The organism is Aeromicrobium sp. Sec7.5 (assembly GCF_036867135.1).
Taxonomy (GTDB): domain Bacteria; phylum Actinomycetota; class Actinomycetes; order Propionibacteriales; family Nocardioidaceae; genus Aeromicrobium.
The window spans coordinates 2,278,154-2,294,047 of sequence record NZ_JBAJIJ010000001.1; the positions used below are offsets into that span (position 1 = coordinate 2,278,154).

General features: G+C 72.2%; 16 protein-coding genes. 6 read left to right on the top strand and 10 right to left on the bottom strand.

What is annotated here, in order from left to right:
• Positions 1 to 100: 100 nt before the first annotated feature.
• The 3 genes from V6S66_RS11470 to V6S66_RS11480 are packed head-to-tail and all read right to left on the bottom strand — an operon-like array spanning position 101 to position 4,591.
• Positions 101 to 1,483: a DUF5719 family protein gene (locus V6S66_RS11470; RefSeq protein WP_334206872.1), complete on the bottom strand. Its 1,383-nt coding sequence runs from the start codon at positions 1,481 to 1,483 to the stop codon at positions 101 to 103.
• The gene (locus tag V6S66_RS11475; RefSeq protein ID WP_334206873.1) at positions 1,480 to 4,302 is read right to left on the bottom strand and encodes a glycosyltransferase family 2 protein; all 2,823 of its coding nucleotides are present in this window, start codon (positions 4,300 to 4,302) and stop codon (positions 1,480 to 1,482) included. Before V6S66_RS11475 ends, V6S66_RS11470 begins: the two co-directional genes overlap by 4 nt.
• Before the next feature lie 34 nt (positions 4,303 to 4,336).
• Positions 4,337 to 4,591, bottom strand: a complete 255-nt coding sequence (locus tag V6S66_RS11480) for a WhiB family transcriptional regulator (RefSeq protein ID WP_334206874.1) — start codon at positions 4,589 to 4,591, stop codon at positions 4,337 to 4,339.
• Positions 4,592 to 4,692: 101 nt separating this feature from the next.
• Here V6S66_RS11480 and V6S66_RS11485 point away from each other — a divergent pair, with 101 nt between their 5' ends.
• From V6S66_RS11485 to V6S66_RS11500, 4 genes are read left to right on the top strand one after another with little or no spacing between them, the layout of a single operon-like run.
• Positions 4,693 to 5,364: a 2-phospho-L-lactate transferase CofD family protein gene (locus tag V6S66_RS11485; RefSeq protein WP_334206875.1), complete on the top strand. Its 672-nt coding sequence runs from the start codon at positions 4,693 to 4,695 to the stop codon at positions 5,362 to 5,364.
• Positions 5,365 to 5,375: 11 nt separating this feature from the next.
• Positions 5,376 to 6,053, top strand: coding sequence for a TIGR03089 family protein (locus tag V6S66_RS11490; protein ID WP_334206876.1), 678 nt, complete (start codon positions 5,376 to 5,378; stop codon positions 6,051 to 6,053).
• A 24-nt stretch (positions 6,054 to 6,077) separates the two neighbouring features.
• Positions 6,078 to 6,986, top strand: coding sequence for an ABC transporter permease (locus tag V6S66_RS11495; protein ID WP_334206877.1), 909 nt, complete (start codon positions 6,078 to 6,080; stop codon positions 6,984 to 6,986).
• Positions 6,970 to 7,722, top strand: a complete 753-nt coding sequence (locus V6S66_RS11500; protein WP_334206878.1) for an ABC transporter ATP-binding protein — start codon at positions 6,970 to 6,972, stop codon at positions 7,720 to 7,722. Before V6S66_RS11495 ends, V6S66_RS11500 begins: the two co-directional genes overlap by 17 nt.
• Positions 7,723 to 8,019: 297 nt before the next feature.
• Here V6S66_RS11500 and V6S66_RS11505 read toward each other — a convergent pair whose 3' ends face one another.
• Positions 8,020 to 9,483: an LCP family protein gene (locus V6S66_RS11505; RefSeq protein WP_334206879.1), complete on the bottom strand. Its 1,464-nt coding sequence runs from the start codon at positions 9,481 to 9,483 to the stop codon at positions 8,020 to 8,022.
• Between the two features lie 162 nt (positions 9,484 to 9,645).
• On the opposite strand from V6S66_RS11505, the gene V6S66_RS11510 reads away from it, so the two are divergent.
• Together V6S66_RS11510 and V6S66_RS11515 are read left to right on the top strand one after the other, a co-directional pair.
• Positions 9,646 to 10,767 (top strand): LCP family protein, encoded by a 1,122-nt coding sequence (locus V6S66_RS11510; RefSeq protein WP_334206880.1) that lies wholly within the window; start codon positions 9,646 to 9,648, stop codon positions 10,765 to 10,767.
• A 2-nt stretch (positions 10,768 to 10,769) separates the two neighbouring features.
• Positions 10,770 to 11,453 carry an SGNH/GDSL hydrolase family protein gene (locus tag V6S66_RS11515; protein WP_334206881.1) on the top strand — a complete coding sequence of 228 codons (684 nt, stop codon included), beginning with the start codon at positions 10,770 to 10,772 and terminating at the stop codon, positions 11,451 to 11,453.
• Here the strand turns inward: V6S66_RS11515 and rdgB are convergent.
• The 6 genes from rdgB to V6S66_RS11545 are packed head-to-tail and all read right to left on the bottom strand — an operon-like array spanning position 11,450 to position 15,824.
• Entirely contained in the window at positions 11,450 to 12,079 is a 630-nt protein-coding gene (gene rdgB / locus V6S66_RS11520) for an RdgB/HAM1 family non-canonical purine NTP pyrophosphatase (RefSeq protein ID WP_334206882.1), read from the bottom strand. The two genes, V6S66_RS11515 and rdgB, sit on opposite strands and share 4 nt — an antisense overlap.
• Positions 12,076 to 12,798, bottom strand: a complete 723-nt coding sequence (gene rph / locus V6S66_RS11525; protein WP_334206883.1) for a ribonuclease PH — start codon at positions 12,796 to 12,798, stop codon at positions 12,076 to 12,078. The genes rdgB and rph overlap by 4 nt, the downstream gene beginning before the upstream one ends.
• A 19-nt stretch (positions 12,799 to 12,817) precedes the next feature.
• Entirely contained in the window at positions 12,818 to 13,576 is a 759-nt protein-coding gene (locus V6S66_RS11530) for an MBL fold metallo-hydrolase (protein ID WP_334206884.1), read from the bottom strand.
• Entirely contained in the window at positions 13,573 to 14,394 is an 822-nt protein-coding gene (gene murI / locus V6S66_RS11535; RefSeq protein WP_334206885.1) for a glutamate racemase, read from the bottom strand. The genes V6S66_RS11530 and murI overlap by 4 nt, the downstream gene beginning before the upstream one ends.
• A 60-nt stretch (positions 14,395 to 14,454) precedes the next feature.
• Positions 14,455 to 15,432, bottom strand: coding sequence for a ribose-phosphate diphosphokinase (locus tag V6S66_RS11540; RefSeq protein WP_334206886.1), 978 nt, complete (start codon positions 15,430 to 15,432; stop codon positions 14,455 to 14,457).
• A 50-nt stretch (positions 15,433 to 15,482) separates the two neighbouring features.
• On the bottom strand, positions 15,483 to 15,824 hold the full coding sequence (locus V6S66_RS11545) for a hypothetical protein (protein ID WP_334206887.1): 342 nt from the start codon (positions 15,822 to 15,824) through the stop codon (positions 15,483 to 15,485).
• Positions 15,825 to 15,894 lie beyond the last annotated feature (70 nt).

The following is a 15,894-nucleotide window of genomic DNA, read 5'->3' on the forward strand; positions in this document are numbered from 1 at the left end:
GTACCTCACCGGAGCCGGGCTTCGCCCGGGCGCCTGCCTCGCTTCGCTCGGCCCGTGGATCCGACGGTCGCGGGCGAGGCCTCAGCGCCGCGGGTGGTGGTCAGAACCCCGGTTGGACGTCGGGGCCGAGGGCGGTGAGGGGGGCCTCGACCAGGGCGAGCAGCGAGAGCAGGGTGTCGACCCGGTAGACGGCGGTGCCGTGCACCGGGGCATCAGCCCACACCACGACGTAGGCGACGTCGGGCGAGGCGAAGGCCTCCGGGTCGGCGAGGTCGACCGTGCCCAGGACCTCGTGGCCCACCCCGACGGTCGTCGACCCGACCGCCGTCATGCTCGCGTCGAAGGCCTCGACCGTCACCTGCGCCTCCGTGTCGTCGGCGAGCAGCTGCAGCACGGGACGCACGGTCCCCGAACCCGTCGCGACCGGCACGACGACCGGTCCCGTGAACGCGGGCGCGCCGGTGGCGTAGGCGAAGTCACGATCGGACGGGGTGACGCGGACGACCGAGAGCACCGGCTCGTCCGACGTGATCCGGAGGGCGGTCGCGTCGGTGCCCGAGGCCGGAGGCAGGGGCAGCACGATCACCGTGCCGGCCGGGACCTGCACGGCGTCCAGCCCCTCCGGCACGAAGTCGGCGTCGGCCCCGGTCTGGTTGACCGTGACGGTCGCCACCGTCGAACCCGGATTGGCGAGCAGCACCGATCGCGTGGCCGCTGCGGCGACGCCGGGCAGCACGGTCTCGGTCGACGGCTCCCCCGACGACGCCAGCACCTCGGAGCCGGCCAGCACCGACGTGGAAGTGTCGACGAGCGAGGTCGTGACGGCGCCGCGCATGCGTGTGACGTGGACGGCGACGTCGTCGACACCGACCGCCAGGTCGCTGATCGGCACCGTGCGTGTCTGGCCCGGCTCCACCACGATGCCGGTCTCGTCGACCGCGTCGATCGGACCCGCCGGACCCCACAGCTCGACGTCGACGCTGCCGACCACGTCCGCGACGTTCGTGAGGACCAGGGAGGAGGCATGCCGCTCGCTCGTGCCGGCGCCGAGGTACCAGGACTCGTCGGCGACGTCCGGGCACGAGGTGACGACCAGGCCGTTCCCGGGCGCGAGCTGACCGGCGGCGAACGCGACTCCACCGCCCGCCCCCTGCTGCCGCACGATCGCGGCGTCGCCCGTGCCCGCCGCCGCGGTCCACATGGTCGGGTCGAGCTCGGTGGTGGTGGACTCCTCGCCCGTGAGGGTCGTGACCGCGCTCGTGTCGCCCGCCTCGGGCCGGCCGACCGACGCCGTCAGCCCGTTCTGCAGCGGGCAGGCCGCCACCGACGACACCAGGGAGACCTCGCTCGGGCCCGTGGGATCGGGATCGCCCGGACCGATCACGACCCCGACGACCACCAGGAGCACGCCCACCAGCGGCAGGGCCAGGGCCTTCAGCGCCTCCACGTCCAGCCGGCGCTGCACCGCACGACGCCGGCTCATGCCCGCACCGCAGCGGCGGTCTCGTCGTCGACCTCGTCGGCGTAGGGCTCGGGCTCGGGACGCCGGCGGACGGGCGCGGTGAGCACGAGGGCCAGGAGCCAGACGGCGACCTGCACGACACCCAGCCCCACGCGCCACCAACCCGCGTCACGCGACGGGTCACCGGCCTCGCTTTCGATGGTCCACACCCGCGACGCGGGGCTCTCGCTGCCGGCCGGCTGCATCGAGGGGGCGGAGTCGACGCGCGAGGCGAGGCGGTCGTCGGCGTCGGGCAGGTAGACGGCCGTGATGCCCGCGTCGAGCAGGGCCTGCACGTCGTCGGCCGAGGGAGCGCTGAGCAGACGGTCGACCGCGGTGCCGACGGACCTCGAGGTGTCGGACGCCCGGATCATGGCCTCCTCGCCGAGCTCCAGTCCACCACCGCGCACCACGGTGTAGCGGACTCCGTCGGCGAGGTCGCCGCGGACGACGAGGGTCGAGCCGTCACGCCCGGCCAAGTAGGCCGGGACGATCTCGGCAGCGTCGTCGGTCAGCGGGTCGGCCGACCCGCGCACCAGCCAGTGGACGCCCGCGACGACCGGGAAGACGAGCGCCACGGCGACGACTCCCGCGGCGAGCCGGCGGGGCATGAACTCCAGCTCCTCGGAGGCCAGCAGTGCGGCGCCGAGCATCGCGCCGAGGAAGATGCCGGACGGCAGCGCCAGGGTCGGCGTGATGTCCTGGGCTCCGCTCGGGGTGCCGTAGGTGACCAGGTGTCCCAGGACCGCGGCCGCGAGGCCGATCAGGCCGATCGCCCACGCCCAGCGCACCTCGTCGCGCGTCAACGCGGGCAGCAGGGCCAGCACGCCGATCACGACGATCGAGACGCCCATCCAGCCGGGGGCCGAGCCCGAGCCGGACCAGCCGCCGAGCACGGCGGACGGCAGTGAGGTGTCGGCCGAGACCGCCACGCCCGCGTCCCACCACAGGCGGGTGGGATGAAGAGCCCGCTGGGCAAGCCAGGGACCCAGGAGCACGGCGGCGACGCCGAGCGCACCGGCCGTGTGGACCGCGAGCGAACGCAGCTCCTCGTGCCCCCGGCGCGCGACGAGCACCATCACGAGGGCCACCACCGTCATCGCGAGCACCAGCGGCGCGAACGCAGCACCCACGGCGGTCCAGATCCCGAGCCGGAGCGCGGTCTGCCAGTGCGGCGCTGCCACGAGCTGCACGGCCAGGTTGACGATGACCGGCGCCACCACGAGACCCAGGACGGTCCCGATCCGACCCTGGTCGATCGCTCCGCCGGCCGCGACCACCAACGCGTACGACACCGCGAACAGGATGCGGGCCGGACGCTGACTGCTGACGAGCCGGGCGAGCCGGTGCGCCGTCAGTCCCGCGAGGACCGGCGCCAGCAGGAGCAGCACCCAGATCAGGATCTCGGGCGCGAACCAGACGGGGACAGCCGCGAGCCCGAGCAGCAGCACGTAGGGCGGGGCGAAGGCGAGCGACGGCAGGCCGGTGTCGGTCGCACCGCGGAGCACGAGGTCCCACCACCCGCCCGCCGTGCCCGGGGCCGGCAGGAGCGCGCCTCCGGTCAGACCTGGCGTGAGCGGACGAGCGGCGATCACGGCAGCGACGGTCAGCAGGGCCGTGGCCGTGAGCCAGGGCCGGCGCCGCCAGATCGAGGGTCCCTCGTCGAGCTCGGGCTCCTCGTCGCCCTCGGTGTCCGGGGCGTAGGTGCGGCGTCCGACCGTCTCGGTGGTCTCCGGTCGCACGGCCGCGCGGACCGCCTCGACGAGGCCGTCCCACGAGTGCTGGTACGGCTGCCACCACGGGGGGAACAGGTGGGCGATGTCCTCGTGGCCGCGGCGCGCCGTGGACTGGCGCCAGCGTCGCGCCTGCTTCAGGCGGCCGGGGTGCAGGTAGATGGCCCGCAACGACAGCAGCTCGTCGGCGGCGCCCTCGGGGTCTCGGCCGACGAGCTGGCCCACGAAGCGCAGCAGGGTGCCGAAGAACAGACGGACGTACTGCCACGCGAAGCGCCGCGTGGACACGTTCGCCAGCACGGTGAACATCTCGGCCCGCCGGCGTTCGTGGTGCGGCGGATCGCCCGCACCGCGCTCGCGGACCCGGCGCCGGCTGGCCTCCGCGTGGAACACGACCGCGGCAGGTGCCGTGCGGACGCGGTGTCCGGCCCGGTTGGCCCGCCACCCGAGGTCGAGGTCGTCGGCGAACAGCGGGAGCTCGGGATCGAGCCCTCCCAGCTCGTCCCAGACGTCGCGGCGCACGAGCATGCCGGCCGTGTTGACCGCGAGCACGTCCTCGGCCCAGTCGTGCTGACCTGCGTCGGGCTCGCCCGTCTCGAGGCCGGTCTCGCGCGAGGCCGTGCCGGAGATCGTCAGGCCAACCTCCAACAGGCGGCGCAGCGAGGGCCACTCGCGAATCTTGGGTCCCACGACGGCGATGTCGTCGGCCGAGGTGGCCTCGTCGAGCAGCGCCGCCAAGGTGCCGGGCGTGACCGTGACGTCGTCGTGGAGCAGCCAGATCCAGTCGGTCCGCGGCAGCTCCGAGAGCCCGAGGCGGACGGCCTGGCCGAAGCCCGTGCCCGACGGCGCGTACGTGATGCGCTCGGCGCCGAAGGAGCGGCGCAGCAGCTCGGCCGAGCCGTCGGTGGAGCTGACATCGACCGCGTGCCATGCGGTGGGAGCGTGATTCAGGCCGGCCAGGGACGACAGGACCTTGGGGAGCCAGGTCGCTCCGTCATGGCTGACGAGGACCGCAGCGACCGAGGGTGGACTGCTCCTCCATGCCGAGATCACCTGCTCGTCGTCCACGAGCATCGACACTACTGGACCAGCGGTTGAGCCCTCAGGCGCGCTTCTTGAGCTTGCGGCGCTCGCGTTCGGACAGTCCGCCCCAGATGCCGAAGCGCTCGTCGTGCTGCAGCGCGTAGTCGAGGCAGGTGCTGCGGACGTCGCACGTCAGGCAGACGCGCTTCGCCTCGCGGGTGGACCCACCCTTCTCGGGGAAGAACGCCTCTGGATCAGTCTGGGCGCACAGTGCGCGCTCCTGCCACAGGAGTTCTTCGGTGTCGCCCACCGGCAGGCCCAGATCGAATGACATGCATGTGATTACAGTCCCTCAACTGCCACACGTCAAGCCGAATGGTCAAGATTCAGGCCCTCGACGGCGTGTCGCAGCGCCGTTGCGGCACGATGGGACCCATGCGACTCGTCCTGCTCGCCGGTGCTCCCGGCACGGGCCTCGCCCGAGAGCTCGCCGATCGGTGCGAGCTCACGGTCGTCGCTCCCACCACCCGCGACTCCTGGGCCGACGGTCTGAAGCGTTCCCCCGACATCGACGCCTTCCTCGGCGACCCTGCCCACGAACCCACCTACGGCGTCGCCCGGGCGCTCGAGGAGCTGGCGTTCGGCGCCGCCTGGCAGCGGGCGCACGACGACGAGATCGCCCTGCGGATCATGCGAACCGAGCTGCTGCACGCCGACTTCACCCTGACCGACGCCGTGGCCGCGCTCGCGCAGCGTCGCAGCCTGGGATTCACGCTGCTCCCGCTCAGCGACGACCGGGGCGAGATGCGCTACGTCGTGACCGATGAGGACGGCTCCCGGGCGGTGCACCACGACGAGTACCACGCCGCGCTGCCCGTCGGCGACGCCCCGGAGCCCGCCGTGGTCGCCCTCACGTGGGCCGTCACCGACCGGGTCGTCGAGGCCGTCCAGGCGTCGCACGAGACCACCGTCGCCGTGCTGGGCTCCGACCCCGTGATCCGCCACGCGGTGGAGACCGTCGCGGCGCGCGTGCCGGAGGCGCGCTTCGTCGACGTGACCCAGGCGGGTGTCGCGGAGGTCCTCCGTGCCGTCACGACGCCCCGATGACGGGTCCCGCCGTGGCTGACACCCTGGTCGACCTGGCAACCCGCGTCCGCCGGCCGACCTCGCCGCTCGTGACGTACTACGACCTCGACACGGGCGAGCGCGTCGAGCTCAGCGGCGTCACGACCGCGAACTGGGTCGCCAAGACCGCCAACTTCCTGATCGACGAGCTCGACGCCGAGATCGGCACCCGCGTGCGGATCGGCCTGCCGACCCACTGGCTGCGCGTCGTCTGGCTCCTGTCCGCGTGGCAGGTGGGGGCGGTCGTGGTCGAGCGTGACGCCCAGATCGCCGTCACCGGGCCCGACCTCGAGGCCGACGAGCCCGATCGCGTCGCCTCGGCGCTCCTGCCGTTCGGCGTCCGGTTCCCCGAGCCGCCCGCGGGGTTCTGGGACATCGGCGTCGAGGTGCCGGGCCACCCCGACATCTACCTCGGCCTGTCCTTCCCCGGCCCCGCCGACGCCGCGGTCGAGCTGGCGGACCTCGCGGGCACGCACGCCGACCTGCTCGCGACTCCCCCGGACGACCGTCGTCTGGTGCTGACGGAGGGCGACGTGGCCCGCGACGCATCGCTCCTGGTGGCGGCCTGCCGCGGCGGCGGCTCCCTCGTGCTGTGCCGTGGCGGTGGTACCGACGCACTGGAGCGCACGGCCGTTCAGGAGCAGGCCACCGTCTGGACCCCGACTGTTTGAATCGGCCGCCTAGCGTCCGGTGGCGTGGTGACCACCGACCGTGACGCGCTCGTCCCCGTGACGACGCAGGGCCCGACGACGCTGGGCCCGACGACGCTGGGCCCGGTGCCGTTGACGCTCGTCGGAGGTCGTCCGCCGCTTCCGGAGTACCTCCGGCAGGTCTGGGCACGCCGATCCTTCATCTACGCGCTCGCCCGGTTCCGGATCGAGGCCGAGAACCAGCAGAACCGTCTCGGCATGGCCTGGGTCGTGCTCAAGCCGCTGCTCAACGCCGGCCTCTACGGCACGATCTTCGGCGTCCTGCTCGCGAGCGGGCGGCCACCCCACTTCGTCGAGTTCCTCGTGATCGGGGTGTTCCTGTTCGAGTTCTTCGCGACCTCGTTCACGAGCGGGGCGAAGTCCATCACGACCAACACCGCCCTGGTCCAGAGCCTGGCCTTCCCCCGGATGGCGCTGCCGATCGCCGTGGTGCTGCAGCGGCTGCTGCAGTTCGTGCCGATGCTGGCGATCATGCTCGCGGTGGTCGCCGCGTTCGGGCATCCCGTGAGCGCGACCTGGCTTCTGCTCGTGCCCCTCACCGGGCTGTTCTTCCTGTTCAACACGGGCCTGGCGCTCGTCGCCGCCCGGCTCACGGTGCACGTGCGCGACCTCAGCAACCTGCTGCCCTTCGTCACGCGCCTCACCTTCTACATGACCGGCATCTTCTTCAGCATCGAGCAACGCTTCGCCGACGACCCCCTGGTGCTCCGGATCGCGTCCTTCGTCCCCCTGCACGAGTTCCTCACGCTGGCGCGCGGGATCCTGCTCGACGACCCGGCCTTCGAGGCACCCCCGGAGTTCTGGCTGTACGCCAGCGCGTGGTCGGTCGCGGTCCTCGTGGTGGGCGTGCTCTTCTTCTGGGCCGCGGAGGAGCGCTATGGCCGCACCGACTGAGACCGGGCGCCGGCCCGTCGTGGTGGTCGACGACCTGCACGTGGAGTACCGGGTCCTCGCCACGGGCAAACGGGCCTCGTCCCGTGACTCCCGCGGCGGCCTGCTGCACCGCGGGCGCAGCACCCGCACCGTCCACGCGCTGCGGGGCGTCGACCTCACGATCCACGAGGGCGACAGCGTCGGCGTGATCGGCGCCAACGGCTCGGGCAAGTCGACGCTCATGCGCGCGATCGTGGGCCTCACGCCGGCGACCCGGGGCACGGTGAGCGCCGCCGGTCGGCCCAGCATGCTGGGGGTCGGCGCAGCCCTCGTCAAGGAGCTCTCCGGGTCGCGCAACATCATCCTGGGCGGGCTGGCGCTCGGCTTCTCCCGCGAGGACATCGAGGCCCGCCACGACGACATCGTCGCCTTCGCGGGCCTGGAGGAGTTCATCGACCTGCCGATGCGCACGTACTCCTCCGGCATGACCGCACGGCTCAAGTTCGCCCTGGCGACCGCCCGCGACCACGACATCCTGATCGTCGACGAGGCACTCGCCGTGGGCGACAAGGCGTTCCGCACGAAGAGCGAGCGCCGCATCCGGGAGATCCGTGACGACGCCGGCACGGTGTTCCTCGTGAGCCACTCGATGAAGTCGATCCGCGACACCTGCAGCCGCACGGTGTGGATCGAGCGCGGCCGGGTCGTCATGGACGGCCCGACCGACGAGGTCGTCGACGCGTACGAGGCGACGTAGGGGCCAGGGTCCCCGACGGCTGTGAGTGGTGCCGAACAGGCGGCCACGGACAACGGCGCCGGCGGGCCGCGCCTCCGCCCCGGACCGGGTGACAGTTGGACCGACGGTGAGGCATTCAGGTCGTTGTGCCGACCGCGATGCATCGTCCTCGGTCCGCGGCGGTGGGCCGCAGCCCCGGGGCACCTCGTCCCGTGGTCCATGCCGCTCGTCCGGCACCATGGCCGGCGGTCAGGTGACGGATGGTTTCGAGGCTCGCGCCGCAGGCGGCACTCACACCTCAACCGGCGGTGGATTCGCTCAGCAGGTCTCGGCGAGGTTGGCGGTGTCGTTGGCGAGGGTCGGGTCGGCCGCCGCCTCCTCCGCGGAGCGCTCCGGCTGCGGGAGCACCGCGGTGACGGTCTCGAAGGCCGACGGCGGCGCGTCCTGGCCCTCCGCGATCGTGATCGCGTCGTTCACGAGCTGGCGGACGACGTCGAAGTCGGGGTCGGTCGTGTCGATGGCCGGCGGCACGATCGAGACGGTCGAGATCGGGTTCTTGCGGGCCTCCAGGGCCAGCCCGGCGAACTGGTCCAGCTCGGACGCCGGGATGTCGGTCGACAGCAGCGACGCGCTGCTCTCGGCGATGTCCTGCACGTTGAGCAGGACCTTCTGGGGGCTCAGCTGCGACAGCATCGCGTTCATGACGCACTTCTGGCGACCCATGCGCGCGAAGTCGTTGTCGGCCTTGCGGCTGCGCGCGTACCAGAGCGCCTCCTCACCGCTGAGCTCCTGCTCGCCGACCTCGATCCATCCGCGGGTCCGCTCGTTGATGCCACTCTTGGGGGTGCGCTGCTTGACGTCGACCGTGACGCCGCCGACCGCGTCGATCAGCCGGGAGAAGCCCTCCATGTTGATCGAGGCGTGGTAGCTGATCGTGAGTCCGGTGATCTCCTGCACCGCCTGGGTCGTGGCCAGCAGGCCCGGGTCGGCGGTGTCGCCGAAGAGCTCGGCGTGGTCGTTGGCCCACGTGCTGATGCCGTTGAGGTAGTAGCCCTCGTCCTCGTCCTCGCTGATGAATCCGTCGGGGAACTGGTCGTGCATCACGGTGCCGTCCGGGAAGGGCACTCGCTGCAGGTTGCGCGGCAGGCTCACGATGACGGTCCGCCCGGTCTCGGCGTCCACGCTCGCGACGTTGATCGAGTCGGGACGCATGCCGTCGCGGTCGGAGCCGGAGTCACCGCCCAGCAGCAGGATGTTGTACCGGCCGTCCGTGGCGTCACTGACCTCCTCGGACGCGAAGACCGTGCCGATCAGGTGGTTCTGGGCGGCCAGCACGTTGGCGGCGAAGAGCAACGACCCGGCCACGACGAAGCACAGGACCCCGTTGACCGCCGTGACCGCGAGGCGACGACGCTGCGGCAGGCGCAGCGGCATGCCGAGGCGCCACGCGTCGAGCAGCAGCACGACCCAGGCGATCGCGACGGCCGTGAGGATCCATCGGCCCAGGAACAGGATGCGCTGGTCGAGGACCAGGCTCAGGAACAGCGACCGCGACAGGAGCGCGACCAGCAGACCGAGCGCGGCCACCGCGACGAGGCTCAGCCAGACCCGCAGCGCGACGCGTCCGACCCGCCGGTCACCCGCCGCGATCTGGGCCGAACCGGGCACCACGACGGTCATGACGAGGAGTACGAGGGCCCGGCGGAACTGCACGCGCGCCGACGCGTCGGCGGCGGTGCGCGGGGGCGCGACGGATCTCGCGCTCGAGCGATCGTCAGGCATGTCGTCCTCACGGGGGAAGGTGCTGAGCGCGACCAGTGGACCACAGAAGTCTCGACCTCGACTTGAGGGCACGCCGGGGTGTGGCGCACTTTTTCGCGACGCCAGGGGTGACGGATCGCTGACGTCCCTGCCTCGGCTAGCGGACGGCGCTACCGTTCTGGCATGCCGCAACAGCCGAGCGACGGGTACGACTGGCTCTACGACGGGAAGCCGTCCACCGCACCTCGCCGTGACGCGCCCGCACCGCCGTCGCAGCTGCCGCCGCCGAACCTTCCACCACCGGGCCGTCGGGCTCCCGCGCCGCCGGCCGGGGGGCGCCCGCGCTCGACGCGTCGCTGGTGGATCCGGATCCCGCTGCTGCTGCTCGTGCTGTGGCTCGTCTTCCTCGTGGCCACCCCGTTCTGGGCCCTGCGCACCACGTCACGCGTCGACGTGGCCCCGGGCGGCGAGCGTCCCGGTGACCAGCCGGGGACGACCTACCTCGTCGTGGGCTCGGACAGTCGCGCCGGACTCACGCCCGAGGAGCAGGCCCAGCTCGCCACCGGCGGCGACGAGGGGGGCAACGGCCGCACCGACACGATCATGATCCTGCACGTCGGTGACGGGCCCGCCCTGCTGCTGTCGGTGCCGCGCGACTCGCTCGTGGACGTCCCGGGCTACGGCACCACCAAGATCAACGCCGCCTACTCCTACGGCGGCCCCTCGCTGCTGACCCAGACCGTCGAGCAGAGCACCGGGCTGCGGATCGACGGGTATCTCGAGATCGGCTTCGGTGGCCTGGTCAAGGTCGTCGACGCTGTCGGCGGGGTCGAGATCTGCCCCGCCGAGGCCATCACGGACCCCGACGCGGGTCTCGACGTCGCCGCGGGCTGCCAGGAGGCCGACGGAGCCACCGCGCTCGGCTACGCGCGCTCGCGGCACTCCTACGCGACGCAGGACATCCAGCGGGTGCAGGCGCAGCGCGAGGTCATGGGCAGCCTCGCCGGTGAGATCAAGAGCCCGTCGAGCGTCCTGAACCCCTTCCGCTACGTCGCGATCAACAAGGGCGGAGCCGCCTCCCTGACGATCGGCGAGGACGTCAGCACCTTCGACCTGGTGCGCTTCGCCCGCGGCCTCTCGTCGGCCATGAGCGGCGACGGCCTGAACTGCACCGTGCCGCTGCGCGACTTCTCCGTGCGGTGGGACGCCGAGCGCGCCGGGCAGATGTTCGAGCTCGTCGCGACCGACCGGACCAGCGACATCGGCGACCTGTGCACCGCCGACGGGCTGCCCGCATCGGGCTGACGATGACGCACGACACGAGGGTCAGGCGCCGGTGGTGGCTGCCCGGGGCCCTCGTGCTCGCGGTCGCCCTCGGGCTGGTCGTCGTGGAGCCCGGCAGCGACGGGGCCCGCGCCGGTGATCAGCGGTCGATGGTCGTCGTGGGCGACTCGATCTCGGCGAGCTACGACGACGAGCCCGGCAGCCCGCTGCAGGCGTGGTGGAGCCTCGTGGCCCGCGAGCTCGGCTACACGCCGACCGTGCTCGCGGAGGCGGGTTCGGGCTACCAGCGACCGGGCGCCGGCTGCTCGGGCACCGCGTTCGGCGACCGGCCCGGCGTGTTCGACCAACCGCCACCGGACCTGGTCCTGGTCGAGGGCGGCCGCAACGACTGGGCGCGGTGCGACGGCACCGACCTGGTCGAGGTCGACCCCGAGGCCGTGCTCGCCGCCGCGGACGAGTTCCTCGGCCGGCTGACGCGCGCCTATCCCGATGCACGCGTCGTCGTGCTTGCGCCACCCTGGGGACCCCTGCACCAGCAGTACGTCGACGGCGTCACCGACGCGATCGAGACCGCGGCGGAGCGCCACGACTGCGACTTCGTGCGCATGGACGGCGTCCTGCCCGCCGCGCGCACCACGGATGGCGCCCACCCCGACATTGCCGGCAGCGCGGCCATCGCCGACACCGTCGTGCAGGCGTTGCGCTAGGCCAGAAGCGACGCGACGCGCGGCGCGATCGCGCCCAGCGCGTGACCTCGATGGCTGATCCGGTCCTTCTCGGCCGGCTCCAGCTCCGCGGTGGAGACGTCGTAGCCCGTCGCCGCGAACAAGGGGTCGTAGCCGAAGCCGCCCCCGCCGAAGGGGGCGTGCAGGATGCGGCCGGGCATCTCGCCGTGCTCCACGACCTCGGTGCCGTCCGGCAGGCAGAGCGCGACGGCGCACACGAATCGGGCCGTGCGCCGGACGTCGGGCACGTCCGAGAGCTGGCTCAGCACCAGGTCGTTGTTGGCCCGGTCCTTGTCCGCACCACTGATGCCGGACCACCGGGCCGACAGCACCCCGGGCATACCGTTGAGGGCGTCGATGCAGAGCCCGGAGTCGTCCGCCAGGGCGGGCAGACCCGTGACCTCGACGCACGCCCGGGCCTTGATGAGCGCGTTGCCCGCGAACGTCGGGTCGGTCTCCGCAGGTTCGTCGTAGGACGCGACGTCGGCGAGCCCGAGCACCGTGAGTCCGGGCACGAGCGGAGCCAGGATGCGCTGCAGCTCGGCCAGCTTCTTGGCGTTGTTCGACGCCAGGACGACCCGCGTCCCGCCCGTCGCGTCTTCGCTCATCGAGCGAGGGCGTCCAGCTGCAGGCGCGTGAGCTCGGCACAGCCACCCGTGGCCAGCTCCAGCAGCGCGTCGAGCTCGGCCTTCACGAACGGGGCGCCCTCTGCCGTGCCCTGGACCTCGACGAAGGCACCCGAGCCCGTCATGACGACGTTCATGTCGGTCTCGGCCCGGACGTCCTCGACATACGGCAGGTCGAGCATCGGCACGCCGTCGATGATGCCGACGCTGATCGCCGCGACCGACTCGCGCAGCGGGTCGCCCTTCAGCGCACCCAGCCCGTCCAGGTGCCGCACCGCGTCGGCGAGGGCGATGTACGCGCCGGTGATCGCGGCGGTGCGGGTGCCCCCGTCGGCCTGCAGGACGTCGCAGTCGATCGTGATGGTGTTCTCGCCGAGCGCCGTCGTGTCGATCGCCGCGCGGAGCGAGCGCCCCACGAGGCGCGAGATCTCGTGCGTGCGACCGCCCACGCGGCCCTTGACCGACTCGCGCGAGGACCGCTCGTGTGTCGCGGCCGGCAGCATCGCGTACTCGGCCGTGACCCAGCCCTTGCCCTGGCCCTTGAGCCAGCGCGGCACGCCCTCGACCGCGGAGGCGGCGCACAGGACCCGGGTCTTGCCGAACTCGATCAGGCACGATCCCTGGGCGTGGTCGAGCCAGTTCCGCTGGATCGTGATGTCGCGGAGCTGGTCGACGGCGCGGCCGTCCTCTCGAGTCGTCATGGGACGAGCCTAGGGACTGTCAGAAGTCGAACGTGTCACCGGGGCGGACCACGGCGTAGGGACCGTCGTAGGCGGCCTTGAGGTCGGACTCGACCTCGTCGGCGTCGGTCCAGGCCGGGATGTGCGTGATGAGCAGCTGGCCCACCTCGGCGGTCGCGGCACAACGACCGGCCTCGGCCCCCGTGAGGTGCAGGTCGGGCGGGTTGGTGGCCGACTCGACGAACGACGCCTCGCACAGGAACACGTCGGCTCCCGCAGCGAGCTCGTCGAGCTCGGGCGTGGGGCCGGTGTCGCCGGAGTAGACCAGCACCGAGCCCCCGGCCTCGACGCGGATCGCGTAGGCCCGCACGGGGTGCTTGACCTCGACGACGCGGAGCGTGAAGGGTCCGACCTGCTGGACCGGCTCGTCCTCCCACACGGTGAAGTTGAGGGCGTCGAGCGGTGGCTCGCCCCCCGGTCCGCCGGCGTGCGCCAGGTACTCCTCGGCGCCGCCCGGCGCGATGACCGTGATGCTCTCGTAGGGGCCGTCCGGGTGGTACTTCGCGAGCACCACCAGGCTCACCAGGTCGATGCAGTGATCGGGGTGGAGGTGGCTCAGGGCGACGGCGTCGATGCCGCGGGGATCCATGTACCGCTGCAGCTGCCCCAGGGAGCCGTTGCCCATGTCGAGCAGGATGCGCCAGGTCCGGCCTTCGTGCTCGGCCTCCACCAGATAGCTGCTCGCGGCGGAGTCGGGGCCGGGGTACGACCCGGCGCAGCCGACGATCGTGAGCCTCATGCGCCCACCTCCGTCGCCGACGCCAGGGCGAGGCCGTGGACCCGGTCGACCTCCGGACCGAGGAAGCGGCGACCCAGCGCCGCGAACTCCTCCGGGTCACCCGTGGTCAAGAAGTGGTGGCGCGGGTCCGGCAGGCCGGGATCGCGGGTCAGACCGTCACGCGCCAGGAGGCGGTAGACGTCCTTCGCGGTCTCCTCGGCGCTGGAGACCAGCGTGACGGCGTCGCCCATGACGTAGGACAGTACGCCGGTCAGGAGCGGGTAGTGCGTGCAGCCCAGCACGAGCGTGTCGACCCCCGCGGAGCGGAGTGGTGCGAGGTACTCCTCGGCGACCCGCAGGAGGTCGTCGCCCCCGGTGACGCCCGCCTCCACGAACTCCACGAACCGCGGGCAGGCGCGCACGTGGAGGTCGATGCCGGGATTGGCCGCGAAGGCGTCGTCGTACGCGCGGGACGTGGCCGTGGCCGTGGTGCAGATGACCCCCACCGATCCGTTGCGCGTCGCGTTGACCGCGCGGCGGGTCGCCGGGACGATGACCTCCACGACCGGCACGTCGTAGCGCTCGCGGGCATCGCGCAGGACCGCGGCACTCGCGGAGTTGCACGCGATCACCAGGGCCTTGACGCCCTGCTCCACGAGGCGGTCCAGGCACTCGAGCGCGAACTCGCGCACCTGCCCGATCGGACGGGGACCGTACGGCTGGCGCGCGGTGTCGGCGACGTAGAGCAGCGGTTCGTGCGGGAGCTGGTCGAGCACCGCGCGCGCCACCGTCAGACCTCCGAAGCCGGAGTCGAAGATGCCGATCGGTGCGTCCGCCACAGCCCCGACCCTAGAGCCCCGTCCGACACCGCACCACACGACCCGGGTGGTGCCGTGGGGTCAGAGCGGGAGCTTGGGCTGGGGCGGGGCGTGGGTCGGGTCGACGCCGTCGAACAGGCTCGAGACGGACTCACCGGCGTGGATGCGGGCGATGGCTTCGGCGAACAGCGGAGCCACCGACCGGATCCGCAGGGCGGGCCAGTCCGCCGGGGCCGGGACGGTGTCGGTCGTGACCACCTCGCTGATCGTGGGGTGGTCACGGAGCCGCTCGACGGCATTGCCGGTGAACAGTCCGTGCGTGCAGGCGACCGAGACCTCGGTGACGCCCTCCTTCTCGAGCATCGCGACGAGCTCGACGATCGAGCCACCCGTGGCGATCTCGTCGTCGAGGACGATGACCTTCTTGTCGCGGACGTCGCCGACGATCGCGTCGATCACGACCTTGTCGTCGGCCTTGCGCTGCTTGCTGCCGGCCGCGACGGGCAGACCCAGCAGGCGGGCGAACTGCGACGCGGTCTTGGCGTTGCCGAAGTCGGGCGAGACGATCACGGTGTCGCTCAGGTCGCGCTCGCGGTAGTAGGCCGCGAGCTCGCCGATCGCGGTGAGGTGGTCGAGCGGCATCGCGAAGAAGCCGTGCACCTGGGGCGCGTGCAGCGTCATCGTGACGACCCGGTCGACCCCCGCGGTGGCGAGCATGTCGGCGACGAGCTTGCCTCCGATCGAGATGCGCGAGGCGTCCTTCTTGTCGGAGCGCGCGTACGCGTAGTGCGGGATCACGACCGTGACGGAGGCGGCCGACGCACCTCGAGCGGCGTCGACCATGAGGAGCAGCTCCATCAGGTGGTCCTGGGTCGGCGGCACGAGCGGCTGCACGATGTAGACGTCGCGTCGCCGGCAGTTCGCCAGCAGCTGCACCTGGAGGCAGTCGTTGCTGAACCGCGCCGTCTCGGACGGGGACAGCGACACCCCGAGATGGCTGCAGATGCTCTCGGCGAGCTCACGATGGGCACTGCCGGAGAACACGACGATCTGGCTCACGCTCGGAAGCCTAGGGGAGGTCGGCCCCCACGCCTACTCACGACCGAGACTCAGCCGGCCATCAGTCCGGCGGCGAACGCGACGGAGACGACCAGGCCGGTCGCGAGGGCGCTGAGGCCCGTGGCCATGGCGCCCCACCGTGTGTGCCAGAAGGCCACCCAGAACGTGCCGACGACCACGGTGCCCACCGTGATCGGCACTCCCAGGAACATCATCGCGAAGAGCACGCTGTCGCGTGGGGTCAAGGTGCAGCCGAAGCCGATGCCCTCGCACTGACCGGGCGGATTGCTGTCCGCCGCCAGGGCGTAGGCCACGACCGCCGCGGCCCAGAGGAGGCCGATGCCCCCGAACATCCACGCCAGGCTGCGCCCGAATCGTCGCTCGGTCTCCATGGGGAGATTCCAGCACGACCCGGGTCCACTCCGGGCCGGTCAGGCCCAGAGACGCTCAGGCCCAGAGACG